This window comes from Streptomyces sp. MUSC 14 (genome assembly GCF_001866675.1).
GTDB lineage: Bacteria > Actinomycetota > Actinomycetes > Streptomycetales > Streptomycetaceae > Streptomyces.
In genome coordinates this window covers 350628-374696 of record NZ_MLYN01000007.1, presented here as the reverse complement: position 1 = coordinate 374696, position 24069 = coordinate 350628, and the positions used below count along the sequence as shown (strand labels likewise).

27 protein-coding genes are annotated in these 24069 nt (G+C 67.1%); 7 read left to right on the top strand and 20 right to left on the bottom strand.

Annotated elements, in window-relative coordinates; genetic code table 11:
- Window positions 1–74: 74 nt before the first annotated feature.
- The 6 genes from BIV25_RS03000 to BIV25_RS02975 form a co-directional block, all read right to left on the bottom strand.
- The gene (locus BIV25_RS03000; RefSeq protein WP_071370495.1) at window positions 75–266 is read right to left on the bottom strand and encodes an FxLD family lanthipeptide; all 192 of its coding nucleotides are present in this window, start codon (window positions 264–266) and stop codon (window positions 75–77) included.
- A 63-nt stretch (window positions 267–329) separates the two neighbouring features.
- Window positions 330–1535, bottom strand: coding sequence for a methyltransferase, FxLD system (fxlM, locus tag BIV25_RS02995; RefSeq protein ID WP_071370494.1), 1206 nt, complete (start codon window positions 1533–1535; stop codon window positions 330–332).
- Between the two features lie 469 nt (window positions 1536–2004).
- Entirely contained in the window at window positions 2005–2448 is a 444-nt protein-coding gene (locus BIV25_RS02990) for a DUF6082 family protein (protein WP_071370493.1), read from the bottom strand.
- A complete protein-coding gene (locus BIV25_RS02985) occupies window positions 2448–2858 on the bottom strand; it encodes a hypothetical protein (RefSeq protein WP_256255549.1) in 411 nt (136 codons plus the stop codon). Before BIV25_RS02985 ends, BIV25_RS02990 begins: the two co-directional genes overlap by 1 nt.
- A 313-nt stretch (window positions 2859–3171) precedes the next feature.
- On the bottom strand, window positions 3172–3663 hold the full coding sequence (locus BIV25_RS02980; RefSeq protein ID WP_071370492.1) for a hypothetical protein: 492 nt from the start codon (window positions 3661–3663) through the stop codon (window positions 3172–3174).
- Window positions 3663–4097, bottom strand: a complete 435-nt coding sequence (locus BIV25_RS02975; RefSeq protein WP_071370491.1) for an ATP-binding protein — start codon at window positions 4095–4097, stop codon at window positions 3663–3665. Before BIV25_RS02975 ends, BIV25_RS02980 begins: the two co-directional genes overlap by 1 nt.
- A gap of 345 nt (window positions 4098–4442) precedes the next feature.
- On the opposite strand from BIV25_RS02975, the gene BIV25_RS02970 reads away from it, so the two are divergent.
- From BIV25_RS02970 to BIV25_RS02960, 4 genes are all read left to right on the top strand, one after another.
- The gene (locus BIV25_RS02970; protein ID WP_071370490.1) at window positions 4443–5345 is read left to right on the top strand and encodes a helix-turn-helix transcriptional regulator; all 903 of its coding nucleotides are present in this window, start codon (window positions 4443–4445) and stop codon (window positions 5343–5345) included.
- Between the two features lie 14 nt (window positions 5346–5359).
- Complete coding sequence (locus tag BIV25_RS46345; protein ID WP_079176399.1) at window positions 5360–5569, top strand: DUF397 domain-containing protein; 210 nt, start codon at window positions 5360–5362, stop codon at window positions 5567–5569.
- A gap of 213 nt (window positions 5570–5782) precedes the next feature.
- On the top strand, window positions 5783–7180 hold the full coding sequence (locus tag BIV25_RS02965) for a helix-turn-helix transcriptional regulator (RefSeq protein ID WP_071370489.1): 1398 nt from the start codon (window positions 5783–5785) through the stop codon (window positions 7178–7180).
- The gene (locus BIV25_RS02960; RefSeq protein WP_071370488.1) at window positions 7177–8061 is read left to right on the top strand and encodes a phosphotransferase family protein; all 885 of its coding nucleotides are present in this window, start codon (window positions 7177–7179) and stop codon (window positions 8059–8061) included. The genes BIV25_RS02965 and BIV25_RS02960 overlap by 4 nt, the downstream gene beginning before the upstream one ends.
- Before the next feature lie 817 nt (window positions 8062–8878).
- Here the strand turns inward: BIV25_RS02960 and BIV25_RS02955 are convergent.
- From BIV25_RS02955 to BIV25_RS49075, 3 genes are all read right to left on the bottom strand, one after another.
- A complete protein-coding gene (locus BIV25_RS02955; RefSeq protein WP_071370639.1) occupies window positions 8879–9649 on the bottom strand; it encodes an IS5/IS1182 family transposase in 771 nt (256 codons plus the stop codon).
- Between the two features lie 58 nt (window positions 9650–9707).
- Window positions 9708–10484, bottom strand: a complete 777-nt coding sequence (locus BIV25_RS49080) for a hypothetical protein (RefSeq protein WP_143076573.1) — start codon at window positions 10482–10484, stop codon at window positions 9708–9710.
- Between the two features lie 229 nt (window positions 10485–10713).
- Window positions 10714–11298 carry a helix-turn-helix domain-containing protein gene (locus BIV25_RS49075; protein ID WP_177235138.1) on the bottom strand — a complete coding sequence of 195 codons (585 nt, stop codon included), beginning with the start codon at window positions 11296–11298 and terminating at the stop codon, window positions 10714–10716.
- Between the two features lie 126 nt (window positions 11299–11424).
- Between BIV25_RS49075 and BIV25_RS02945 the strand changes: the two genes are divergently transcribed.
- From BIV25_RS02945 to BIV25_RS50235, 3 genes are all read left to right on the top strand, one after another.
- Window positions 11425–11625 (top strand): hypothetical protein, encoded by a 201-nt coding sequence (locus BIV25_RS02945; protein WP_079176411.1) that lies wholly within the window; start codon window positions 11425–11427, stop codon window positions 11623–11625.
- Between the two features lie 369 nt (window positions 11626–11994).
- A complete protein-coding gene (locus tag BIV25_RS50240; RefSeq protein WP_143076572.1) occupies window positions 11995–13203 on the top strand; it encodes a hypothetical protein in 1209 nt (402 codons plus the stop codon).
- Window positions 13200–13673, top strand: coding sequence for a hypothetical protein (locus tag BIV25_RS50235; protein ID WP_143076571.1), 474 nt, complete (start codon window positions 13200–13202; stop codon window positions 13671–13673). The genes BIV25_RS50240 and BIV25_RS50235 overlap by 4 nt, the downstream gene beginning before the upstream one ends.
- A gap of 70 nt (window positions 13674–13743) precedes the next feature.
- Here the strand turns inward: BIV25_RS50235 and BIV25_RS02940 are convergent, their stop codons facing one another.
- The 11 genes from BIV25_RS02940 to BIV25_RS02890 form a co-directional block, all read right to left on the bottom strand.
- Complete coding sequence (locus BIV25_RS02940) at window positions 13744–14175, bottom strand: hypothetical protein (protein WP_256255548.1); 432 nt, start codon at window positions 14173–14175, stop codon at window positions 13744–13746.
- Window positions 14175–14684, bottom strand: coding sequence for a hypothetical protein (locus tag BIV25_RS02935; protein ID WP_071370638.1), 510 nt, complete (start codon window positions 14682–14684; stop codon window positions 14175–14177). Before BIV25_RS02935 ends, BIV25_RS02940 begins: the two co-directional genes overlap by 1 nt.
- Complete coding sequence (locus tag BIV25_RS02930; protein ID WP_071370485.1) at window positions 14681–16129, bottom strand: type IV secretory system conjugative DNA transfer family protein; 1449 nt, start codon at window positions 16127–16129, stop codon at window positions 14681–14683. Before BIV25_RS02930 ends, BIV25_RS02935 begins: the two co-directional genes overlap by 4 nt.
- A gap of 39 nt (window positions 16130–16168) precedes the next feature.
- Window positions 16169–16432 carry a hypothetical protein gene (locus BIV25_RS02925; RefSeq protein WP_071370484.1) on the bottom strand — a complete coding sequence of 88 codons (264 nt, stop codon included), beginning with the start codon at window positions 16430–16432 and terminating at the stop codon, window positions 16169–16171.
- On the bottom strand, window positions 16432–16743 hold the full coding sequence (locus BIV25_RS02920; RefSeq protein ID WP_256255547.1) for a DUF6238 family protein: 312 nt from the start codon (window positions 16741–16743) through the stop codon (window positions 16432–16434). The genes BIV25_RS02925 and BIV25_RS02920 overlap by 1 nt, the downstream gene beginning before the upstream one ends.
- Before the next feature lie 62 nt (window positions 16744–16805).
- Window positions 16806–18242, bottom strand: coding sequence for an ATP/GTP-binding protein (locus BIV25_RS02915; RefSeq protein ID WP_071370482.1), 1437 nt, complete (start codon window positions 18240–18242; stop codon window positions 16806–16808).
- Window positions 18239–19765, bottom strand: a complete 1527-nt coding sequence (locus BIV25_RS02910; protein WP_071370481.1) for an SCO6880 family protein — start codon at window positions 19763–19765, stop codon at window positions 18239–18241. Before BIV25_RS02910 ends, BIV25_RS02915 begins: the two co-directional genes overlap by 4 nt.
- Window positions 19766–19768: 3 nt before the next feature.
- On the bottom strand, window positions 19769–21403 hold the full coding sequence (locus tag BIV25_RS02905; protein WP_256255546.1) for a hypothetical protein: 1635 nt from the start codon (window positions 21401–21403) through the stop codon (window positions 19769–19771).
- Window positions 21384–22697, bottom strand: coding sequence for a hypothetical protein (locus BIV25_RS02900; protein ID WP_256255545.1), 1314 nt, complete (start codon window positions 22695–22697; stop codon window positions 21384–21386). Before BIV25_RS02900 ends, BIV25_RS02905 begins: the two co-directional genes overlap by 20 nt.
- A gap of 3 nt (window positions 22698–22700) precedes the next feature.
- Window positions 22701–23039 (bottom strand): hypothetical protein, encoded by a 339-nt coding sequence (locus BIV25_RS02895; protein ID WP_079176395.1) that lies wholly within the window; start codon window positions 23037–23039, stop codon window positions 22701–22703.
- Between the two features lie 48 nt (window positions 23040–23087).
- The gene (locus tag BIV25_RS02890) at window positions 23088–24038 is read right to left on the bottom strand and encodes a bifunctional lytic transglycosylase/C40 family peptidase (RefSeq protein WP_256255544.1); all 951 of its coding nucleotides are present in this window, start codon (window positions 24036–24038) and stop codon (window positions 23088–23090) included.
- Window positions 24039–24069: the final 31 nt, after the last annotated feature.

Sequence of the window (24069 nt, the reverse complement as noted above, 5' to 3'; positions counted from 1 at the left end):
CTGCGGCCGTGCGGTGCCCGGCCGCGCCCTGTGCTGGGCGCGACCGGACACCGCGAACTATGCGGTCGGTCCCGCTACGGGCAGCTCACGCACGCCGTGGCGCACGTGGAGTTGCAGCCGTCGCTCGTCAGGCGGATCAGCTGATCCGCGGCGGGGCCACCTTCGACGATGGTGATGTCGAGGTCCCAGTCCGCCGGCTCTCCGGACGGCGTCAGGGCGGCGTCCGGCTGCACGGGCGCCAGCGGGCGCTCCATCTGTACGGTCATGTATGCCTCCTACAGGCAGTTGACGGATGGTGCACGGTCCCGGAGCCCGAGGGCCCCGGAGTTTTAGGCCCAGGTCGCCGTGACGATGCCGTGGCGGCGCAGAACGGCGTCCTCGGGCAATGGGGTGGGGGCGGGGCCCGGCAGGTAGCGGAACGTCGCGGCTCCCCGCCGACGGTGGTTCCGCGCCCAGCGGCGGAGCAGGTCCGCGTACTGGTCGGCTAGTGCCTCGGCCTGTGGGCCGTGGGCGATCACGCCGCTCTCGAAGCCGCCGGTGTCGGCGTTCTCCCGGCGTGTGCGGTAGGCGATGCTGTCCTCGCTCACCAGGGCAGGCACCCCCTTGAGAGCAGACGCTTCCACGAGCCCGCTGGCGACGACGTCCTGCGAGGCATGAAGACGGGCCGGGCTCGGCAGCTTGAGCGTGAGGAACAGATCCAGCTCGTCGGGCAGGTCGTACGCAGCACCAGACCAGTGCTCCAACCGGGGCATGCCGAGGGCCGCGTTGAGGGCCTGAGCCTCCAGGGGAACCCGTACGTCGTCGGTCTGCAGAGCGATGCCTTCCCGCAGCATCACCTTGCGCTCGTCGGCAGCGCCCTCGCCCTGCATGGGCACGAAGTGCGCCAAGCCGTAGGAGCGGCTGATCAGACCGGCTCCATCGCGGTCGAAGGCGATGCTGCGAGTCGTGCCGCACACTGTCAGCGGGACAACGAGCCGGCCCTTCTCCGCGAGTCCGCTGATCCACGACGGAGGGATGTCCCACGCCGCCGCGGTCACGATGATCCGGTCATACGGAGCGCCGTCGGGTACGCCGTGCTCACCGTCGTCGAGGACCGTCTTCACCTGGGCGTACCCGGCGTCGTCGAGGCACTGGCGGGCTCGGTCGATGACGTCTCGGTCGATGTCGACGGTCGTGACTTCGCCTTCACTGCCCACCAGTTCCTGAAGATAGGCGGCGTTGACCCCGCCGGACCCGATCTCCAGGACCTTCATACCGGGCTCGACTTCTGCCTGCTCCAGCATGACGGCCTGGAGATGGGCCGCGGACATGACGCTGATGTCCATGCCGTGCTCGTCCTTCTTGACCGGCACGGTGCGGTGCAGGCTGTACGCCAGTTCCGCGGATGCGTCCGGCGCGAACTTGTGGCGGGGCACAGCAGCGAAGGCGGCGGCGACGGGCTCGGTCTTGACCCCGTTCTCGTCGCGCAGCGCGCGGACCATGTCCGCACGGAGCGCATCGGGATCACGAACAGTCGAGTCATCAATAGCAGTCATCCGATTACCTACTTCTGTTGGGAGGGCTGGTGCTTGCGGCGGCCCAACTCGGCTTCGTGGTCGGCGAAGACGCTAGCCAGGACGCCACATCAGTGAGGCGACTACGCGCCGTCGTGAGTGGCAGTGCTCGGAGTTCGGCTGAATTACAGTGCCGAAGATCGTCACTGTGGTTCTTCCTCTCGTTCAGGCTGTCGAGCGTGGGGAGAGACCAAGAGGAGGGGCCTCTCCCCGCGCTCTTCGTCCGGTGCCGATCCTTGTGTCAGGCCCGTTCACCGGGTCAAACGCCCGCCCGCGGTCGGGCCCGTCACGCACCGATGGCCGGCGGGCAGTTTGATGAGCCGGCCGCTTACTCCCCCACAGAGCGCGGCCGGGACGCGGGTCTCGGCGCCGCCTCCTCCACTGGGGGCGTGGTCTCGGGTCCACCGCGCACGGGGGCAGCGGGCCTCATGACCGGGAGGAGACCCCAGTCCTAGGCGGCGACGGGCGCCGTGTCGTCGGCTGCGGCGGCGTACTCGTCGTCGAGGATCGAGTTGAACGCGTGGTCGATGCGGTCCATCGCCTCCTCCTCGCGGAAGGCGCCGAATCGGGCCCAGTACACCCGGTAGGGGGCGCGCTCCATCAGCGCGCGGGCCTGTACCCGCAGCGCCGCTTTGTCGAGCAGGCCCACGCGGTGCTTCGCTGACAGGAAGCTGACCAGCCGGTTGCAGTGCACCAGGCGGACGTTCTCTTCTCCGGACAGGCCGTTGGTCGTCCAGATCTCCAGGTGCTCGGGGTCCGAAGTGATGTCGGCGAGAAGCCCCTGATGCAACTCTGCCGCGTGCAGCACGAGCCGCTGCCGATGCCGGCGTTCGGCGAGCCACAGACCGGCGGTCCCCACAGCGGAGGCGACGAGCACGGCGTGCGAGGTCTTCATCAGATGCCTTTCGTGATGGCGTGTTGCGGGGTTTGGCGAGCGGCACGCTCCAGCTCCTGGCGCACTGCCTCGGTGGCTTCGAGGAGGCGACGGACGAGCCGGGCGATGTTCTGCGCGCGGTGCGACGCCACCTCTTGGGTGGCGCGTGGGGGCGATAGGTACAGCCGTCGGGTGGCTTCGCCGAGGGTTGCTTGCGCGCTGATCTCAATCCCTGCCTCCGAGTCGGCCGGGATGCTCAGGCACCCGGTGCGCAGGTCGTCGGCGACAGCCCGACCGAACACGGTGAACTGCTCGACCATGTCCAGCGCGACTTCGACGGACGGGAGGTGGGAGCCCTTGAGGTCCCAGACGAGTGCCATCTCCACGAGCGCCAGGATCTCGGCTTTGTCGGGAATGACGGGCGTGGTCACTGCTCTACTCCTTGACGGGCTTGGACGATCTGATGGCAGAGCAGGGCGAACCGCAGCTCCTCCTCAGCCGCGAGCCGGTGTATGACGGGTGCTGGCCGCCGACGGCTCCGCGACCACCGCGGGGTGACGAGGGCGAGCGCGGTGAGCAGCGTGGAGACGACAGGGCGGAGGCGGTGCCCGGCGCTGGGGCATGTCGACTCCCCGTGGGGGACGTACGGAGCCGTGGGCTCCCAGCGCCGGGCGTGAGGTCGGGTCTGCTGCCGTGGGGAGCCACTTCGCAGGGCAGGCCCGACGTGCGGGGAAGGAGCGCGCATCATTCGTCGTCCCCCATCAGGTCGAGGATGCACACGATCGCGAGCGCGTACCGGCGCAGGTGCGACAGCGCCTCATCTTCGGTCGGCCGTTCGTCGCGGAGCGCGAGCAGGCGACGCAGCTCGTCGGTGGGGTAGATCGCGACGCGATGTGGGACGACCTGCATGAGCTGGTGCGTCGCTCGGCTGAACCGCGCGATGATCCGTGCAGCCTCCTCCTTGCTGATCTGCGGCGCGGCCCGGTGCTGCTGCCGCCGAGGGAGGGGCAGACCGAGGCGGAGTAGAAGGCCGTCGAGCTTGCCGCTGCCGTCGGCAAGCGTGGGGTCGGGCCTGTCGCCGAGGATGTCCTCTAAGGCGTCGATCAGGTCGTCACTGATGCCTTCGGCCGCGAGTGAGAGGGACAGAACGTGGGAGAGCCTGCGCATCGTCTCGTCTCCGGAGGCGACCGGCCGGCTCAGCAGCTGGGCGGCGGTGGCCGTATCCACGGCGACCATTACGACCTCCCCGCAGGAGCGTTGAAGACGCACCAGGTCATCTCGCCGTCGTCGCTCACGCCCCAGTCGCGCGCCAGTACGGCGACGAGGAACAGTCCGCGGCCGGACGTGTCGTCGGACTGAGCGTTGGTGAGCGTCGCCGGCTTCGGGTTGCCGTCTGTGACCTCGACCCGCACATCGTTGTCGGCGTAGAGAATCTTGAGTCCGACGTCCCCTCGGCCGTGCCGGATCGCGTTGGTGACGAGTTCGGAGACGGCGAGCACTACGCTCTCCGCAGTCGGCTCGGATACGTGCCACAGGCGAAGGTGCGCTGCCGTGATTCGGCGCATGCGGCCGACTCGCGCCTTGTCCGGCGTGAAGGCCACCGCGAAGCCGCGGCTGGTCTGCTGCATCAGGTCTGAAGCGACCGTGACGGCGGTTGCGGCGGGGGTCATCGGCAGTCTCCCAGGTGGCGTACGCGAGGGGGGCACTTGCGCGGGTTACTGACGTCTGCGAGGGCAGTTGAGACGTAGCAGCGCCGCGGGAATCGCCGCCGCGGGACGATGGGGGACCGCGGCCGGCACACGAAGCGCTCTCGTTCAACTGCTCTCGGTGGCGAACGAGTTGGAGTATGGCCGCCGGATCGCTCCCCATGTAACGCTCACAACGGAAGTGTCCGCATGGACCTTTCGGGGCCCCGTCAGTGCGTAACCCGGAAGTTGTTCCGCCGTGTAACGTCCCTTGCGGTCGCGAAGCGCCAGCAAGGACACTGGCCGCACTCGTCCAAGGGGAGCGCCAGCATGACGAACGAGTCGAGATCGGCCGAGCGGACTGACGAGGTCGAGGCAGGGCCGACAGCGCGGCGGCGTCAGCTGGGCTTTCGCCTTCTCGCGCTCAGACGGGGCTGCGGGCTGTCGGCCGAAGCTGCTGGGCACCAGGCCGGTATGTCGAAGGCCACCGTCAGCCGCTACGAGCAGGCCAAAGGCAACGTTCGCTGGAACCAGGTCAAGCAGCTCTGCGAGGTCTACGGAGCTTCCGCCGAGGAGACGGCTGAGCTGATCGGCCTGGCGAAGAACAGCAAGGTCACGGAGGGGTGGTGGGTTCCGTACGCCGGGAAGCTCTCGGACCCGATGCGGATGCTGCTCCCGCTTGAGAATGAGGCGCAGTCCATCTGGCACCTCTCTATGGGAGTCGTTCCAGGGCTCTTGCAGACCAGGCGATACGCCACAGCGATCAAGGCGACGCCGGGGAACACCCTGGAGCCTGAGAGGGTGACCGAGTTCCTGGATATGAGGATGCAGCGGCAGCAGATCCTTCAACGCGAGTCTCCTCCGGAGTACCACGTTGTTCTGGACGAGAGCGTGCTTCGGCGCAAGGTCGGCGGTCCTGACGTCATGGCAGAGCAGCTTGATCTGCTGCTGGACCGTCGGCAGGAGGAGAACGTCACCATTCAGGTGCTGCCGTTCGCCGCCGGCGCCTACAGCGCGGCGCTGACGAGCTTCATCGTGTACGGCGGCCCAGACCCATCACTGGACGTCATCTTCGTGGAGAACGCGGTGGGTTCCTTGTTCCTGGAGGAAGAGGACGCACGCGAGGCGTACGGGCACGCTCGCGCCTTCCTGCGCGATGAAGCGCTGGACCCTGATTCCTCGGCGGAGTTGATCGCCGAGGCCCGAAAGAGGCACCTGCAAGATCAGAAGTAGCGAGGAAATCATCCGTGGCCGAACAGCCCCAGAAACCACTGTGGTTCAAGAGCAGTTACAGCGGCACTCCCGACAACGAGTGCGTAGAGGTAGCCAAGATGCCCAAGGGACCGTGGGTCCGAGACTCCAAGAGGCCTGACGGCCCACACACAGCTTTCTCGCACGCCGCGTGGGCCAGCTTCACAGAGAGCATCCGCTCTCCGAACGCACCCACACGCGACTGACGTCGCGATCATGTTGCACGGCCCGGCCCCCTCATGGATGCCGGGCCGTCGTGTCATGTCCCGAGAGACCGTTCAGTCAGCTCCCCCGCGAACACGTGGACAACCGGTGGGGTCGGGCGGACCAGTCTCGGGAAAAGTCTGTGCAGCAGATTCTCGATGCGGACAATCGGAGGACGCGAGTGTTGTCCGCATCAGGGTGCCGAAGGGGAAGTCATGCCGCAGAAGCCCAAGCCCCTGGATGAGACGAAGTCGATGCGCGCCTGGTGGGGCAAGGAACTCCGCAACTGGAGGGAAGCGCGGGGCATGTCGAGCCGCGAATTAGGCGCAAAGGTGCACCTCAGCGCCACATCGATCGAGCGCATCGAGAAGGACGAGCGCCCCTGCAACGCCAATCTGGCCAGCCAGCTGGACGATGCTGTGCAGGCCGGAGGAGCATTGCGACGGCTCTGGCGCCTCGTCGAAGAGGAAGCGGACAAGCGGTCCGCTGATGCGGACAAGACCCCTGGCGGACCGACTCTTGACGGCATCGGGACACCGACCACGGGCATGCTTGGACTAAGCCCGCCCGTGTTTTCGGAACGGAGTCTGTCACCAGTGGAGCGTCGAGCCTTCTTCACCCTCGGCGGCATAGCCGCCCTCGCCCCCGGAGCGTTCATCGACCTACTCCCTGGATCGGGACCAACCGCGCTCCCCAAGATGGTTCGCCCCGAAGACATCGAGCAAGTCACGACTGCCGCCGTCACCCTTGCCGGATGGGACAACCTCTACGGCGGTGGGGGAATCGCCCGCAGTTCCTCTGCCGGGCTGTTCATCTGGGCCAGGGGGCTCCTCGCCACGAAGTACCCCCCGCAGTTGGAGTCAGACCTATATACCGCCGTCGGGCGCCTTTCCATGGTGATGGGAGCGAGCGCATTCGATGCGTACGAGCACCATGACGCCACCGAGCTGTTGCGGTTCGGCACCTGGTGCGCAGAGCGGGCGAACAATTGGCACCTCCGGGCCGCGGTCCTCAACTGGAGAGCCCGACACGAGATCTGGTGCGGAAGGCCCGATGAGGGCCTGACTCACGCTGAGAACGGCCTTGTGCGAGCGGACCGTCTTACACATCGGGAACAGGCGACGCTTCACAACGCCAGGGCCCGAGCCTGGGCGAAGATGCAGAGGCCGAAGGAGGCGTTGGCTGCCATCAGGCAGTCGGATGAGGTCTTCGACCGCGCTCGCGACGGGGAGGACGCCCCGTGGATGGCCTACTACGACGAGGCCCAGCACCATGGGGATAGCGGACATGCCGCGTTCGACATCGCGCTCATGCCAGGGCAGTCCCCCTCCTTGGCCGTTTCTCGTCTGAAGACCGCGATCGAAGGCCACACGGACGACTACGTACGCTCGCGTGCCCTGTCGGGCGCCAAGCTAGCGACGCTGACCATGGCCACCGGGGACCCACAACAAGCGGTGGTCATCGCTAACCGCGCCCTGGACGAAGTAGGGAGGCTCCGTTCTAAACGAGCCGCAACGGACATGCAGGACCTGTCTAAGGCGTCCGCGCGCTATGCCCGGAAGCCGGAGGTAGCGGAGCTGAGGAGCCGGATCACCACTACGGTCCTTGCATGACCACGACGCGCACCGAGGAGTCCTTTGGCGTCCTTCGGGAAGTGACAGCCGCTGCCGGGCTGTCGGCCGAGGGAGCTGAACCCATTCGGCTGGCCGAGAACGACCTGTGGCGATTGCCAACCGGAGTCGTCGTGCGCATCGCACGAGCGGGGCAGGACGAAGCGGCAGCCCGAGAAGTGGCCGTGGCGCGCTGGCTGGCTGAGAACAACGTCCCGGCTGTGCGCCCGATACAGCGGGATCAACCTGTCCGTGCTGCCGGCCGAGCCGCCACCTTCTGGGAGCTCCTGCCTCCGCACCGGCACGGCACCGAAGCTGACCTTGCGCTGCTTCTTCGCCAGATGCATCGATTGCCCAAGCCGACTTTCCCCATTGGCCAGCTGCAGCCGTTCGTTCGGATTGCCGAACGCCTCGCTGCCGCGCGCTCAGCGAACGATGATGACCGGAAGTGGCTCCTCGATCGGCTCGACGAACTCAAACAACAGTGGGCCAACCTTCCAGAAGGGCTTCCCCACTGCGTGATCCACGGCGACGCCTGGGGCGGCAACTGCGCTGTGACCGCAGAAGGGGCGGTGCTCTTGGATTTCGAGCGGACGTCAATCGGACCGCCCGAGTGGGACCTGACCTCCACCGCGGTCGCCTTCGACTCCTTCGGCACACTGTCCGCAGCCGAGTACGCGGCTTACTGTGAGCAGTACGGCCACGACGTCAGGGAGTGGGCGGGGTACGCGACACTCCGCAGCATCCGAGAATTGCGCCTCGTGACGTTCGCCCTTCAGACCGCGGACCACAATGACAGCGCCCTTGGGCAGGCCCGTTATCGCATCGAGTGCGTTCGTGGCCTGCACGGGCCACGGCCTTGGCGATGGGAAGCCGTGGGGTGAGCCGATCCCCGGTTTCTTGTAGCGGCCTCGTCCGGGTTGGGTGAGGAAGCCTTGGAGGGTGAGGCGTCTGAGGCGGCTGCTGGTGATGTTGACGGATGCCTCGCCAGTAGGCATGCCGAGGAGTTCGTGCAGATCGCGAGCTTGGAACTCTTGGTCGGGGTGCTGGACCGGCTGAAGGGGTTCTCCGAGCAGCTCGGTTCGCACCGGTCGGGTTCCGGCGGTCCGTGAGCGCCTTGAGACTCTGCCCGCGGCGGCCTAACTGTCCCACCGAGCAGCGCCATTGTCAGCGCGGTCAGCCGTGGGCGTCATGGCTTCCGACCAGCGGAGCGCTTTAGCGTGCAGGTCGACCACCGTGGCGTCATCGGGGTTACCTGCGCATCCCCTGAGAGCGTTCACCGTGATGTTCCTAATGGTGGGAGGCACGAGTGGTGTGTTATCGAATACTGCACGTACCGCACTCATCCCTATGTGCATGTCGGCCTCCTGAGAGGCCATGTCGCTGATCTCGTGATCCTTCGGAGACCCAACGACGATGTGAAGGGAGGAGAGGGCTTGCCGGAAGTAGGACGCTGCTCGCGCGGCGCCTCCCTCTCCTTCAAGAACCTCAAGAACCTCCCGCGGCCCTGGAGGGGTGAGGGCCCAACTCGTTGCGGCCCGTGACGGCTCTTGTACCTCGCCCTTCACGTCGTGTAGCCCTTGGCGGGCTTGAGCCAACTCCTTTGCTGTCAGAAGGGCGTAGGCGTGGAGTTCGGATACGTCAGGGTAAGGGTTGTCCCGTAAATGATCTACGGCATGGGTCGACCAGCTGGTTTCGCTGTCATCCGGCGAGGGTGAGGTTGTGCAGGCGGGCGATGCCGAGCATGGCGTGGTGGACGCCGTCGCCCTTGAGCCGGCAGTCGCGGAGGATCTTCCAGTTCTTCATGCGGGCGAAGGCGTGCTCGACGCGGGCGCGGACCCTGCGGTGTGAGGCGTTGTGTTCCTCTTTCCATTCGGGGAGGTCGGCCTGGCCGGGCCGGCGGCGGTGCGGGATGACCAGGCCGGTGCCGCGGTAGCCGCCGTCGGCGATGACGGTGGTGCGGCCGACGGCGTCCTTCGCGCCGGACAGCTCCCACGCCTTGCAGTCGTTGCGGTTGCCGGGCAGTGGCCGGCCGACGGCGACGACGAGCCGGGTGTCGGCGTCGATGACGACCTGGTGGTTGGTGGAGTACCTGTAGTTCTTCGACTGCTCGGCGATCGTATGGTCGCGGGTGGGTACGAGGGTGCCGTCCACGATGAGCACGGTGTCATTGCGGAACTGCTTGCGAGGCCGGAGCGCGAGTGCCGGCGCCAGATGATTGATGATGCGGTTGGCCACAGACTTCGAGACCCCGAACAGCGGGGCCAACTGGCGAAGCGTCAGGTTTGTACGCCAATACGCGGTGACCAGCAGCACGCGGTCCTCCAGCGACAGACTCCAGGGCCGACCTCGGCGCACCGGTTCCACGCCGTCTTGTCGTAGCGCAGTGATCAGCTTGCGGAAGCTACGCGGGCTCAACCCGCTGAACGAGACTATCCAAGACGGCTCCGATGCCGTGATCACACCAGCCACCACAAGATCGTTCCACCCGCCGTCCCCTGCTACCCTCACGGCACCGGGCGATACCGCTTCAGCCGGGGCCAGCCTCGGCTGAAGCGAGGGCCGCACACGCGTCCCGGCTCAGCGGGCCGAGCCCGGCTAGAGCCTCGGCCACCTCCCATCCGGTTTCCAGCTGCCGCCACAGCTCGCGCAGTGCGGCAAACCCATCCGCGCCGTTGGTCAACCGTCGAAGCGCGATGTCGAGGTCCCGCAGCCAGCCATCCATATACGGATCCGTCGTCAGCCGGGACACGTACTCGTCGATCTGGACAGCCAGATGTGCGTCGAGCCAGGCGCCTCCCGTCTCCAGCAGCCTGCTGCGCACGGTCGTGTTCAAGAACGACCAGTGCGCCGCCACTTCCGCCACCGCCGGCACGGCCTGCCTGCCCGGCCGCACGGCAGAACGGAAATCCTCCAGGGTTCGCTCGACCAATCCGTCCACTAGCAGTTGGCGCAGCTCGGCGAGAGCGTCGTCGTCCTGACTGGACTCCCAGTCCTTGAGTGCACGTTGAGCGGCACGCTCTAGGGCGAGAAGCCCGTCCGCCGCATCCTCGAGGCGGTTCGCGGGTCCAGGGACGAGCCGTGGGACGGACTCAGCAAACTCACCAATCACTCTGATGGCCAGGCGACGGCCAGCGCGGGCCTCCACTGCTTCGGCCTGAGCCATTCCGACCTGGTTGAGCACGACCAGGGCCAGTGGCACACCGAATGCCGCAGCCGTCACGGAGGAGAAGACATTGGTGAGGAACGCCTTGTCGGCCCAGAAATCCGTGCGGTCGCCCCACCAGCCCAGCCCCAGCAGCAGCACACCGGTTCCCCACAGCAGGGCGCACCCGGCACGCAACCCCTGCGGGGTCTCACTCCAGATCGCCCGCACCCGCCCCGCTAACGTCACGGCCTCTCCCCGAACGGCTTGATCACCAGCCCCCAGGACGCTACACCCCCCGTGCTCGTAGTCCCAGAGGGCGCCGCCCCCTGAGCCATGAGCACGCCTGACCTTCCATTGGCCGGTACGGGCACGGATTACGGGACAAGCCTTAGTCAGGGTTTATTGCGCATGCCTTTATTGCGTCTACGACCTTAAGGGTTACGCGCGCTGGTAGGAAGTCGGCGCCGTCGAAGACAAGGCGGACCGCAGCAACGCTCACCCCGTTTGCCGTCGCGCTAATTGCCTCGAACGCAGGAGACCCCACCCGCTCACGGAGGGCGCCGAGGAATCCGTAGAAGCTTCCTACAGCGCTGGCGTACTTCTCTTCCGCCGCCAGTAGTTCGTTCTCGTTGAGCGGGGTGAATAGGGGTTCCGAACCGCTCCAGTCAACATGAGGGAGCACAGCGTCCTCTCGTGCAGGCGGGTGCACCATCGCTTCCTCCGCCTGTCGTCGGAGCTCAAGCCATGCCGCTACATCGCCGCCCCATGCCTTGATCACGCGTTCGAGGTTCTCCCGGCTCGGGAGGTTCTCGCCATTCAGGTACGAGTAGTACGTCGATCGGCCGATCTCCGCTCGCTCGCATGTCTCCTTCTCGGAGCTGGCCGCGCCTGCGCGGTCCCGCAGGAGCCGGAGCTGGATGGCGAAGGCGTGAAGCGGCTGGTTCGGATCGAGTGGCTTCGGCCGTCGCCCCACGGTAGTCCCCCCAACTCCCGAGTAGTCCAGAGATCTCCGAGCTAGTCCAAAATCGTAGACCAGCGAGGGCGCTCTGAATGACGCTGTGGTCGTCTCCAAGTCCCAGTGCAGTCAGGGAGGTTCGTGGTGGGGTTCTCGTTCAGTGTGAGGGTCCTGGTCGTTGGCGTGGCGCTGCTCACGGCGGTAATTGTTGGGATGGTGGCCGGTATGTTGGCCCACCTCGACGGCGCCAAAGTGCCCGCCTGCATCATGCGAGGCGGCGCCTCGGTGGGGGCAACGATGACCGTACTCGTGTTAGTCATGGTGGCGTTGGGTGTTCTCGCATGAGCCGGCAGCACACGCTGAGCTCATGAACGGCGCTGATGCAAGGGAGGCGCCCCGCCGGAGGACGGGACGCTCTACTTCAGCTGACGGTGGCAGACTCCTGAGGGCCATCCACGTACGCAAGGCCGTTCAGATGGTGGGCAATCTTCCCGATGCCGCGTTCGCAGCGGTAGCGCACGGCACGAGCAGTCCCGTCTGGGAGGACCCCGGACTCGTCATCCGGGAGGTCTGCTCCGTAGCGCAGAGCGAGGCCCTGGCGCTCGCCGACCGAGAGTGGGTGGTGGGGCGGGAAGCCTCGTTGGTCTTACGCAGGGGGAGGTGCGCTGTCTACGCTGGAGCTGACCGTGTTGTCGTAGGGGGTGGGATTGGGCTGTGGAGGAAGTAGCGCTGGTCTCGGCGGTAGCCTCCGCGTTGGTGGCGGCCATGACTACCGGGGCGTGGAAGCAGGCACGTGATCGCTTTGTGCAACTCCATGCCCGTCTAGGCTCTGATGCCGCCGTTCAGGTGAAGGTCGAATTGATGGAGCTGTTAGCCGCTTTACGGGCGACCCCTAACGGCAGAGACATACATATTGAGCAAGATATTTTACAGCTCTTGCGTCTGCGGCTATTTGATCTCCTGGATAAACATCCGGAGGCATCCCATTCCCTGAGGGAACTCCTCGGTGATTTGGAGCGCGGCCAGCAAGCTGGGGACGTTTCCAATGAACTAAGTGGGGGCACTTTCCACGGCCCCGTCATTCAGGCGGGTCGTGTGGAGTTTGGTGCTCGACCTCCCGGCGCTCAGGCAGTGCGGCGCTCGATTGTTCTGCTGGAAGCCGAAGGGCGAGAATCAACTGATTCCCAGCGCGCTGAATTACGTCGCGGCATCTACAGTTGCGCTGCTTCGCTGCTGAGGGCAGCGGGTGCCGATCGTGATGACTATGAGATTATTGACCGTGGTGATGCGGTCATGGTCTTGGTCGACCAGTCGGTGCCTCCGGCCGTGCTCCTCCGCGCCACAATGGAACGACTCCCCGTGGAAGTGGGGAAGTGGAACAGTGGGCGGGCGCCGCGCCTTCAACTGCGTCTGCGAGTCGTAGTCGATGACGGGGAAGTTGTTGACGCCGCATCAGGCGGCATGGACCAGAGGAGGTTCCAAGCCTTCCGCCTCCTGGATCACGACTTGTTGCGCCGAATGCTCAGGAATACAACCGCCCCCACTGTTGTATGCATTTCTTCGACGGTCTATCAAACGGTTTTGCAGCACGGTTTTTTGGGCATCTCGGCGGATTCCTTCCGTGAGGTGTCAGTCAAAGTAAAAAATGCCACATTCCGAGCTTGGATTCATGACCCGGACGATCTGTTGGTACGCACAGTAGTTGACGGCAGGTTGGGTTTGCGCAGTGAGACCGTCGATCGTGGCGTCCAGGCGCACGCTCCGGACTTGCTAGATATCGGGACGCATCCTGAAATGGCAGTTGCGGCAAGAGAGTTGGCGGGTGGAATCGAGCGTCTCTTTCAAGCATTGGGGCCACCTCCGGAGGGGCTGCTCGGTACGTTCGAACCTGTGGTGAGTGATGGGGGCGGAAGCAAGCGATGACCAGCGACTCATCAACGAGCCAGCCCAGCGGGCTGGAGATCGCGCTGCAGTGGGCGCAACTTCCACCCGAACACCTTGAAGTCGCATTGAAGGCGCTGGATCCCGAACTCGCGCGGCAGCATGAGTGGCGACTGGAGGAAGCGCGCTTAAAGTCGCTTGAAGCCAAAGACCGCCGTGTGCACCAGCTTTACTTCGTTGGCCTAATAGCTGGGTTCGTCCTGGCCGTCGGCATGCTGACTGCGGCAGTCATCGTAGGCGTGAATGGTTCCCCGTGGCTGGCGGCCATGCTGTCAGGCCCAAGTGTGCTCTCACTCGCAGGGCTCTTCGTACTTCGGCGGGTCGACTCGGACAGCGCTAGGCAGATCGCAAGGGCGCAGAGTTCGGCGCTCAGCGCGGCTTACCAGGCGCAGGTGCCCGGTGCCGCACCCGCAGCCCCTTCCAACAGCACCGGTGGTGGGCCACCCTTGTGAATTGCGATTTGGGCTGATCGTAAATGGACCGCTTCCTTGGCCCTAAAGCCACGGAAGCGACAACGCCCACTCAGATCGCTGGACTGTCCGGTGTTTCGGCTGCGAAGGTCTCCATGGTGGTTGCGTTGCGGCCATACCCCAGCCGCTGCCGTGAGGCCGTCTGCTGCACTTCTTGACCAGTCTCCAGGGGCTGCACCTCTGCGGCATCCCGTGTCACGAGCTTCGTGAATACCTGCTCCGCGCGAGTCAGAGTAAGCCGCGTTGTGCCGTACGGTCCCACTGCGTAACCGGTGAGGTGACCGTGAAGGTGCAGTTCTGCCACTGCCTGAACTGCGGCGTCGATCTCTGGCACGTCGTCCGGCGGGACGAGCGCGTGCAGCTCCTCCGCCCACTCCCAGCCGAGATCGCGGAGCACCGTTCGAGCTTCTTCTTTCTCCCAGCCGCTTCGCGCAACCAACCCATGCCGGGGGTCCGCGGAGAAGACCATGTCGGGGTTCGTCATCACTGCGCCATCTCCTCGGCTCGTTCCGCAGGCTCGGTTTCTTCGTGGCCTCCACCGGCTTGTGAGGGCCAGGCTGCGAGCTGGAAGCGCGCCGGGCGGTCTTCGTGCCGTCCCACTCGGCATTCGTCGCCGGCCTTGCCGAGGGCCTTGTTCATCCGTGTGAGGAACCGGTCGTACTGCTCGTGCCAGATCACGGTTGAGCCCGCGTCCGCGTACGCATCGGTTCGTGCGAAGGCGAGGGCCGCGATCTCGTACCCAAGGCCCTCGTGCTTCGTCCAGCACGGTGGGATGACGTCCTGTGGCTGCCAGGCATACGCCCAGTTGAGCCAGCGGCACACTGAGTCGAGCCACGCGGGCATCGGCGCGATCAACTCAGCTGGTAGAGCCCCCAGGTCCCACGGAGCAGGACCGTCGACCACGGACTCCTCCGCACTTCGCTCTGCGATGTACTCCAGGATCAACGCGGGCGGCTCGGGGAAGGGCTCGAATCGGGCAAGGAGATTCGTCATGCGGCAGCCGCCCCCTCGCGGCCAGCCCATGCGGCGGCGTGAGCCTTGGCCTGGCTCTTCTTCGCTGTGGCCTGCCGTGCGCGCTCCGCTTCGTTGGCCGCTCGCAGGTCGCGGACGTGACCTTCGATCTCGGACCAGGACTCCCAGGTCCACATGCCGTCGAGACGAGTGACGACGGGCGGGAGGTTGTCCGCGAGCACCAGGGCGTGGCCTTCCGGCAGGCTCCTGATCTCGTCCCCGCGCAGGACCGGTTCCAGTGCCATGTGCGTGGCCGTCGAATGGCCGCCGCGGTCTCCCCCGGTCGTGGTCTTTGTTTTGCGCTCCCGTTCGACCTGACCGCACAGGTCGGACATGTCCTTGAGGAAGGCCGGGTCTTTGTCTCCGCTGAAGACCACGACGTTGTTGGTGAACGCGGCCAGCTCTTTCGCTGTGTCCTCGCCGAAGCGGGCGCGGGCGGACGCCCAGGCCTGGAGTCCGTAGATGACCGTGATGCCTCGTCCTCGGCCGTCGGCGACGCGTTGGCGCAAGCTCGGGATCGGGGCGATGTTCGGCGCCTCGTCCAAGGCGGCGAGGAGGGCGGGGTCGAGCCGCCCGGCTGGGGATGCGATGGCGTGAGCTTCTGCGAGGTCCAGCAGGTCTTCGGCTATCGCCGTGGTCAGAGGTGCGACGCTGTTCACCTCCGAGTCCTTGCCGAGCAGGTAGAGGGTGCCGCCTGCGTCAAGGAAGTCGTGGAAGTCCGTGGCGTCCGCTCCGTCTCCCTGAAGGGCCCGGATCACCGACTGGTGCATGAAGGGTTCGAGGGCCGCGTCGAGGGTCGAGGCGGTGTTGCCGACGGTACGGCTGTCCCCAGTGGTGGCCGTGCGGAGCATGTCCGCCCAGCCGGGGCCTGCGCCGGGGTGGGCGTTGAGGATGCCAAGGGGGGCGGGGTCGGTGAGCTTGCGGGCCCACTTCAGCACCCAGTCGAGGTTGGCGCCGTCGAGGGCGGCGGCGTGGAAGAAGGCGGCGAGGATCTTGGATGCCTGTCCCTTGTAGAAGGCGCTGCCCTCGCTGGACTGTGCCGCGGACCCGGGTGTTCGTGAACCGGCGACGAAGGCCTTGGCGCGCATCATCGCGATCTCCGTTTCGGAGGCGCCGGTGATCGGCGTCCAGCGGAACCGAGGGAGGGAGGGCGCGATGTCCTGTGGGTCGAAGCCCATGACGGGTCGGCCGTCACGCCGCCGTGCGTCGAGGGTCAGTTCGACCAGGTCGGGCTTGGTCGAGGTGGCCAGGACCGGACCGGCCCAGTTGCGGATGGTCGGAGCGAAGAAGCGCAGGGTCTTTCCGCTGCCCATGGGGCCGATGACCCGGCACGCTTTGTCGGCGCGGGACCACAGGTCTACGCCTTTCGGACGTTGCGAGGTTCCCAGCGAGTAGCCGAAGTCGTAAGGATCAAGGGGGTGGTGCATGGCGTGCTCCGGAACGAGGTGGGGAGAGGAGGGGGCTGGTCAACGACCGGCGGAGCGGTCCTTCGCGAGGCTCACCGCTGATGCAGGGGCGGGCTGGTCGTCAGCGCGGGTGAGAGAGGGGCGGATCTCCGTTGCTCGCAGGACCGCCTTGGCCGACATCTGGCGCTTCAGCTGGCCCTTGCTTGCGAATCCGGCGTTGCGGCGGCCCCGGTTCGCCAGAACCCAGAGCGTCACCAGGGCCACCGCGCACACGACGGTCAGGGCGTACAGGGCCAGGGAGATCCCGCCGGGCATGACGTCCACTACTCGGCCCTCCGTGCGACACGTGCCGCGAGGTACCGCATCCGCCGGCCGCACAGCCGGGAGAGTGAGGCATCAGGCCCCGCACAGCGCGGCGGCGCCGTGTGGAAGGCGCTGTGCAGGTCCTCGGCAGCACGCCAGATGTGGGCGACGGCTGTGCGGACGCGGCCCCCGGCGGCGGAGTAGTCGCCGTGGTCCAGCGCGATGGCCAGCGCCTTCGTACGGTCGGCGAGATCGAGCGCATCGGCGTGCAACTGGTCGATGTCCTGCCGCACCGCGTGCTCGTCGGTCGGAAGCGTGGTCGTGATGGTCATGGAGGGGGCGTGCTCCGAATCTGAGTGGAAGGGGCCGGCGACGGCGAGGTGGTGGTGCCTGCTCATTCGGTGTCCGGGGAAGTGCTGGTCAGGTCGGTCATCGAGCCGGAGGAGAAGCACAGATGCTGCTCGGCCTGGACCAGGAGGTGTTGGACGCCGGGATAGATGACTTCACCGACCTTCCACAGGGCGATTCCGCGGCGCAGGCGGGTGATGTGTTCCGCCGTCCAGGACGGCAGGCCCAGCCGGGACACCGTCGCTTCTGCCTCGGCCTTCTTCTGCGAGTAGATGACGATGGTGTCGGCCATCTTCAGTGCCGCTTGGGTCTCCGGGCTGTCATCGATGTCCGAGAGGTGGTGGACGATGAAGATGCAGGAGAGGCCGTAGCCGCGAGCGAATTTGAGGAACTTCTCCAACAGGGAGGCGAGTTGGGGAGTTCCGAGGATGTGCCATGCCTCCTCGCAGACGAGAATCCGCTTGCGCTGGGTGTAGCGGCGGCAGCTCGATTCCGGGTTCGGCCCCAGTTCCCAGGCCCCGGAGTTGGCGTCCACCACGACGCGTTCGTGCTGTCCTGGTTCCGTCCCGCACTCGCACAGGGGGCGCAGCCACACCTCTTCGAGAAAGACGCTGATGACGGCGACGAGGATGGTCATGGCGACGCCGCCGGACGGGACCTTCGTCAGGTCGAAGACGATCATGTCGGCGTCGAGGTCCACGCCGAGGCTGGTCGGCCCGTCGAGCATGCCGGTGAGGTCGCCGGTCGCATCCTGCTCGCCCCCGCAGAGCCGGTCCAGGACGTAGGACGCCTCCAGACCGTCACCGAGGAGTTCGTCCCGCGTCCGCTGCTTGGCCGTGGCGTCGGACTCCTCCGGCGACCGCAGCGCTGCGGCGACGTCCGCGAGGACCGGCGTGCGGCCGAGGTCGCCCGCCCGCTGGTGGGCCCGTCGGATCGCGATACGCAGGGCGGAGCCGGCGAACTCGTCCAAGGACCGGCCGAGGCCGAGTTCGACGATCGTCCGTACCAGCTCGATCTGCCGCTTGCCTGCGATGGCGGGGTCCATCGGGTTGATGCACGAGGCACCGCGACCGCCGCCCGGCGCGAACCGCACCGGGGCCTTGCCGGTCAGCGAGCGGCCGAGAGCGGCCCACTCGCCCTCCTCCCGCTCCTTCTGCTCTTTGGTGTCGAGCACGACCACCTGTCGGCCGAGGCGGATCTGTCGTGCGGTGTACGTCTTGGTGAGGGCCGACTTCCCCCGGCCGGTGTCGCCCATCACGATCATGTTGCCGCCGGGCAGGCCGTCACCGAAGGCGCTGAAGGGGCAGTAGATGAAAGCCTTCCCGCTGTAGAGCTCCCGGCCGATGATCGCGCCCTCGGTGCCGAGAGTCGGCGGCGCGATGGGCAGGTACAGGGCCTGGCTGGTGGTCGTCTCCGTGTGCAGCGGGCGGCGCACCGTCTCGTACATCGGCGACAGCGGAGCGAGGTCGAGCAGGTCAGTCACTTGATGCCTCCGGCGAGGGGGAGGGTCGTGGCGAAGGCGCGAGCGTGTTCGAGGTCGAGCCATTCGATCCGGAGGTGAGCGTTGCGGGCACGGGAAGCGGTCGTCCGTTTCGTGCGCTCCAGTTCCTCGGCGCTGCGTGAGGAGACGGTGATGTAGCCGACGACGGCGGAACCGGCCGCGCCGGAAGACGCGAGGGCCATGCCCCGTGATCCGGTGGCGTCCGCCGCGATCCGGTCGCGAGGGTCGATGTTCTTGCCGCGCTTGCGGTCGCGGTCCATTTCGGCCTGGTTGTTCGTGTCCTCCGCGAGCATCCGTTCCACGGCCTTGTCGTTGGGTTCGAGCTGCTGGGTGATCGCGATGGTGCGGATCACGTCGGGCATCCCGATCAGCAGGGGTGACAGGAAGTCGGGGCCTACGGGAGTGGTGGGCCATCCGACGACGGCGGCCGTGGCGTGGTACCAGCTGTCGGTGGAGCCTGCGGCGCGGGTGGCGACGTGAGTCCCGTTGCGGACGTCGACGTTGCGGGGGAAGGCGTGCGCCTGCGGGAGGGCGGTGTCCCAGATGGCGTGGTCCGGGTCGTAGGAGTTGCGGATGAACGCGGTCATCCGGCCCTCGTCCAGGGGTGCGATCACGGAGAGGTCGGCATCCTCCGCGCGGGACCACAGCTCTTCCAGGTACGCGGCCATGGCGGCGGCGACCCCTTCGTCACCGGTGCCTCGGGCCGCGCCTTCGGCGGCCAGATCGCGGGTGAACTTCGCGTGGATGGTGATGTAGTAGCGGTGCTCCTCCGCCGAGGTCGACACCGCGTTGGCCAGCACGTCGTACGAGTCCTTCAGCCACTGCGGAGCATCGGCTGTCGCGGCTGACTGGTCGCGCTGCGCGATGAACCGCTGGTGTGCGTAGGGGTCGGACTTCATCTGCCGGGCGAGGACCTGAATCCGCTTCACCGGGTGTTCCTCGACGTTGCCGAAGGCGTCGAGGAGTTCGCCCCATCGCTCCAGGGCGACGACCTGTTCCCCGACTTCCTTGCCACCGAGGCCGGGGGAGGCGATCTCCAGGGTGGCCGTGACGCACCCGGCCTCCGGCTGGAGGACCACGACAGCCCTTTGCCCGCGGACCGTGACCGGCACCCACGTCATGCCCGTGAGGCCCTCCGGCTCCGTCAGGGCTGCGTCCGGCGGGGTGCCGTCGCGGCCCACGCCGGCCTCGAAGGCCGGGGACACCCATACGCCGCCGGTACGGCGGAGCGCCTTGCGGTGGTAGCGGTTGATCCGCCACCAGCGGTACAGCGTGCGCCGCTGGGACGTGCCCTTTGGCCGGTACGGGGCGTACACGATGACCAGGGCCAGCACGATCGGCAGCACGAGGCAGCTCGCGGCGATAGCCGTCACGCCGCTGAAGAGGTAGCCGAACAGGATGCCGGTGACCGCGCCGCCACCGAGAACGACCTGTTCGCCGAGGTCGCGGCGGCCCACCAGCCCCGTAGGGCGGTGCTTTCCGAACTGATACGTACGAGTCGACATGGGTCACTGATCCTTGCTGGGGTTCGGACGTCCGGGTGCCTGGCCGCCCGACGGGCGCGGTGGCGGTGGCGGGGGCGTGATCGAGGGCCGGGAGCCCGAGGTGGTTCCTGATGCAGGGGAGGGGGAGACGGGCGGCGTCGGGAAGGAGGTCGCCGGGCGGGGAGCCGGCGGCGAGGGCGGCTGTGCCGTACTCGGGGCTCCGCTGGTTCCCGGTGGACGGCCGGACGCTGCGTGGCTTCCGGCCGAGGACCAGTCGGGGGCAGAGCTGACGACCGGGGCGGAGGTTGCGCCCCCGGGGCGAGCTGCGGCCGGTGCGCCGGAGGTTCCGGCCTGGTCGTTGCTGCCCTGCTGGGCTTCGGGCTGCTCGGCGCCGCGGTCGTTGACGGCACCGACGCCCTGCGCGCCGGGGGAACTCGTTGCCTTGTTCTTCACCATGTCGCCGCCGGCCTTGGCCACTGCCGCCGCGGCAGCGACCGGCCCGGCAGCCGTTCCGCCGCCCATTGTGACGCCTGCCGTCTTGCTGCCCGCTGTTTTGGCGCTGCCGCCGACCAAGGAGTCCTGCACGCGGGCCCCGATCGCGCGGTTGGCGTGCTGGCCGGGACCGTCAATCGCGGCGGCCGGGCCGGAGGACTGTGCGGTCTTACGGTCGTGGTGGAGCTGGGCCATCTCATCGCCGAAGGCGGGCACCCACTTGTAGAGCGTGGCGCTGGCGAAGACGGCGAGCAGCAGGATCAGCGCGCCGACCAGCGTCTTGGAGACCGCGTCGGACATGCTGCCCGAGGTGTCGCTGAGGATCGCGCCGCCGAGGCCGAGCAGGGCGAAGAGGATGGGCTTGCTCAGGCCGATCGCGAAAATGGCGCCGAACCACTTCTTGCTCTTGTTCCACAGGTCGCGGTCGACGAGCCCGGCGTTCACGACGGGACCGAGCGCGACTGCCACGTAGACGGCCGCGCCGCGGATCAGCAGCTCGACCCACATCAGCAGCGCGCCGACCATCATGATCAAGTTGACGACCAGGAGCTGCCCCACACCCTCGGTGGGGTTCCCGGCCATCACCTTGAGGATGTTCTCCAGGAACGGCTTGAAGTTCGACGTCGCGTACGGCTCGAAGACGGCCGTGACCTCGTCAATGCCCTTCAGCAGCAGAGCGATTGCGCCCGGCGTCATCGCGTTGACCACGAACTGGAGGAGCAGGAAGCCGATCGCCTCGGAGATCGCGGTGGTCACGGAGACTCCCCGGACCGCCCGCTTGGCCACAGCTATCAGCCACAGGGCCACGGTGAGCAGGCTGGAGGCCGCGAAAATAATCGCGTACTGCTTCAGGAAGCCGGGGCTCGTGAGGTCGATCTTCGTCGTGTTCTGGATCAGTTCCAGCATCTTGCGCAGGAACCAGATGTTGGCCTCGGTCAGCTTCTGCAACAAGAAGCCCAACGGGTCCTTGACGAAGTCGATCGCTGCCTTCGCCTCACACACCATCGGGATGTAGCAGAAGGGGTTGGCGACCGCGGAAGGCACGAACAGGAACCCGATGACCACGTTGACCATGGCCACCGTCTGGAGGCGGCGCCGCCAGCGGCTCGGGGTGCCCCACTCGATGGTGAGCAGGCCGGGGGCGTCGTCACGCAGTCGCAGGCGCATTGCCGGCACCCCCCAAGTCCGCGAAGTTGTCGGCCGGGTCTGCCTCCTGCATGGCCGGCGGCGACGGCACGAGCGGTTCGGACGGAGTGACGGCCGTCGTCTTCCACGTACCGTCCAGCCAGACCAGGTCAACGGTCATCCGGAGGAAGGCGACCTGCGGGCGCTGCGTCTCGTCCTTCCCGGCAACGCCACCCACCGACGCGGTCCACAGCTCGATGCTCGCGGCTTGGCCGGAGTAGGAGATCGGGCGGGTGGCGAGCGCGGCCGTCCGCGTGATCAATTCGCTTCCGTCGGCAGTCGTGCCGTCGGCACCAACCCCGCGGTTCTGCACGACCAGGCGGGCCGTCGAGTCGGTGTCCGAGGTGACCGAGGGCAGTACGCTCGGCGCCGCGGTCGCCGTCAGCATCCGGTGGCGCCAGGCGTCATCGGTGAAGAACCGCGGGTCGCCGTAGAGCATGGTGGCGCTGGCAGCGGCGGCGCGGGCGCCGTGCTCGGTGTGCCCGTACGGTGCCGGGAAGCCGTCCCGACCGACCGAACCGCTCATGACAGGGTCTTCCGCAGCGGCCGGTACGTAGTCGGCGAAGTCGCTCGTAACGTTGGACGCCTGCCGCTCATCGATCGGGGCGACCAGGCCGGTCGCGCTCGAACTGTCCTTCAACTTCCAGTCGTTGGCCTCCCAGGTGAGCGTGACCGTCACCGACTGGAAGTCCGCCGTCGGCGTCGCGTGCCCGGACGCGCTGCCGCGAACCGTCGTCGTCCACAGCCGGACCATTGCGCCGTGAGCGTCGAAGCCCAGGATGTGAGCCGAGAGGACACCGGTACGCGCGATGGCCTTCCCTGCGGCGACTCTGGAGTTGTCGCCCCGCAGTGCGCTGACTGCTGCACGGGCGGCGTAATCGGCCCTCTTCGTCGCCGTACCGGCAGTGCCCGTGGCCGCCATGACCGACACGGCACGGTGCCGAGCCGCTCTGTTTGTGAGGAAGTCAGAACTGCCGCTGACCGTGGTGTAGTTGGCCGCCGCAGCCTTTGCGCCCTCCTGTGTGTGCGGGTAGCCCACGGGGACGCCGTCCAGCTCACGTATGCCCTCACCGCTCGCCTGCGGTGCCGAGTTGGCGGGGGCTGCTGAGCTGGGAGCGGAGGCGCGAGGATTACCGGTGGCGACGCTGACGACCACCCCTGCTGCGGTGACCACCGCCGCGCCGCAGACAGCGACGCCCCAGAGCTTGGCCGACGACTTGCGCGCCCCGGCCGCCTTCCTGGAGGAGTCGCTCCTCTGTCGGGATCGGGAGGTCATGGGTCACACACCCATGCCGTACGTGATGGCGAAGATGGTGCCGAAGGAAGCCACGAGGAAGACGCAGGTCAGGCCGCCGACCATCATGCCCTTGCCGCGCGAGCTGTCCATGGTGGAGTGGCCCTCACCGAACCACCCCTTGGACTTGCCGACTCCGGCGAGGAAAGCGCCGGCGCCGATGACGAGAACGACGGCGGCGATGACACCGAGGATCACCTTCGCCGTGCCGCCCAGCTTCCCGAAGGGGCCCCAGTCCGGCTTCACACCGGACACGACGTCGGCCCCGGAGGCGAGGGTCGTGTGAAGGGAGGGATCAGCAGCGACAGACAGGAGGTTGTGCATGTTCAGCCCCTTGATGCTTTAAGAGGTAAATAAGATGTTTTGTGGCGATTAGTCGACGTGCCGCATCGCGATGATCTGCGGCGTCCAGAAACTGAGCGGTTTGATCCGCACCTGGGCGCCCGTGTGCGGGGCCTCGATGACCTGGTCGTCGCCGATGTACATGCCGACGTGTTCGGGGCCGGCACTGCCGGGGACGCTGAACAGCAGGTCACCCGGGCGGAGTTGGGACACGCTGTTGACGGCTGTCCCGGCGTGGACCTGGTCGTAGGTGACCCTCGGGAGGTTCACGCCCGCTGAAGCCCAGGCCATCTTGGTGAGCGACGAGCAGTCGCAGCCGCCCGCGCCCGTGTACGGCGAGGTGCAACTCCCGCCCCACTGGTACCAGGTCCCCAGGGCCGTCTTCGCGGCCGCGATGGCCCGGGCGGCGCCTTTGCCGGCCGGAGCGTTCGGCTGGACTGCGGCGGCCCACTTCGCCGCCAGCTGGCGGATGTTCCGCACGTAGTCACGCGTCTCGGGATAGGGCGGGATGCCGCCGAAATGGATCACGGCGCCGCCGCCCGCGTTGTACGCGGCGAGCATGTTGTCCGTCGAATCCCCGGGCACCCCCTTGACCTCCTGGGCGAGCGTGCAGTCGTACTTCGCCTGCGCCGCGATAGCGTCGGCGGGGTTGAAGACGTCCTTGACGCCGTCGCCGTCGCCGTCGACACCGCGAGCGGCCCAGGTCTCAGGGGTGAACTGCGCGATACCCATCGCGACCGGGTTGCCGTTCTTGTCCTTGGACTCCGCCTTCGGGTTGAAGCTCGACTCCTGGTAGAGCTGAGCCGCCAGGAGGGAGGCCGTGACCTGCGGGCACTCGCCTGCGTGTTTGATGATGAGTTCGCGGACCCAGCCCGGCACGGGAGCGTCCGTCAGGATGTCCCCTCCGGGGCCGGTCTCCTGGGCAGAGGCACTGTCAGCCCCGCCGAACGTGGTCAGCAGAGCGGTAGCCGAAACGATCATTGCCGCTAGGAGCGCCAGACCGCCTTGTATG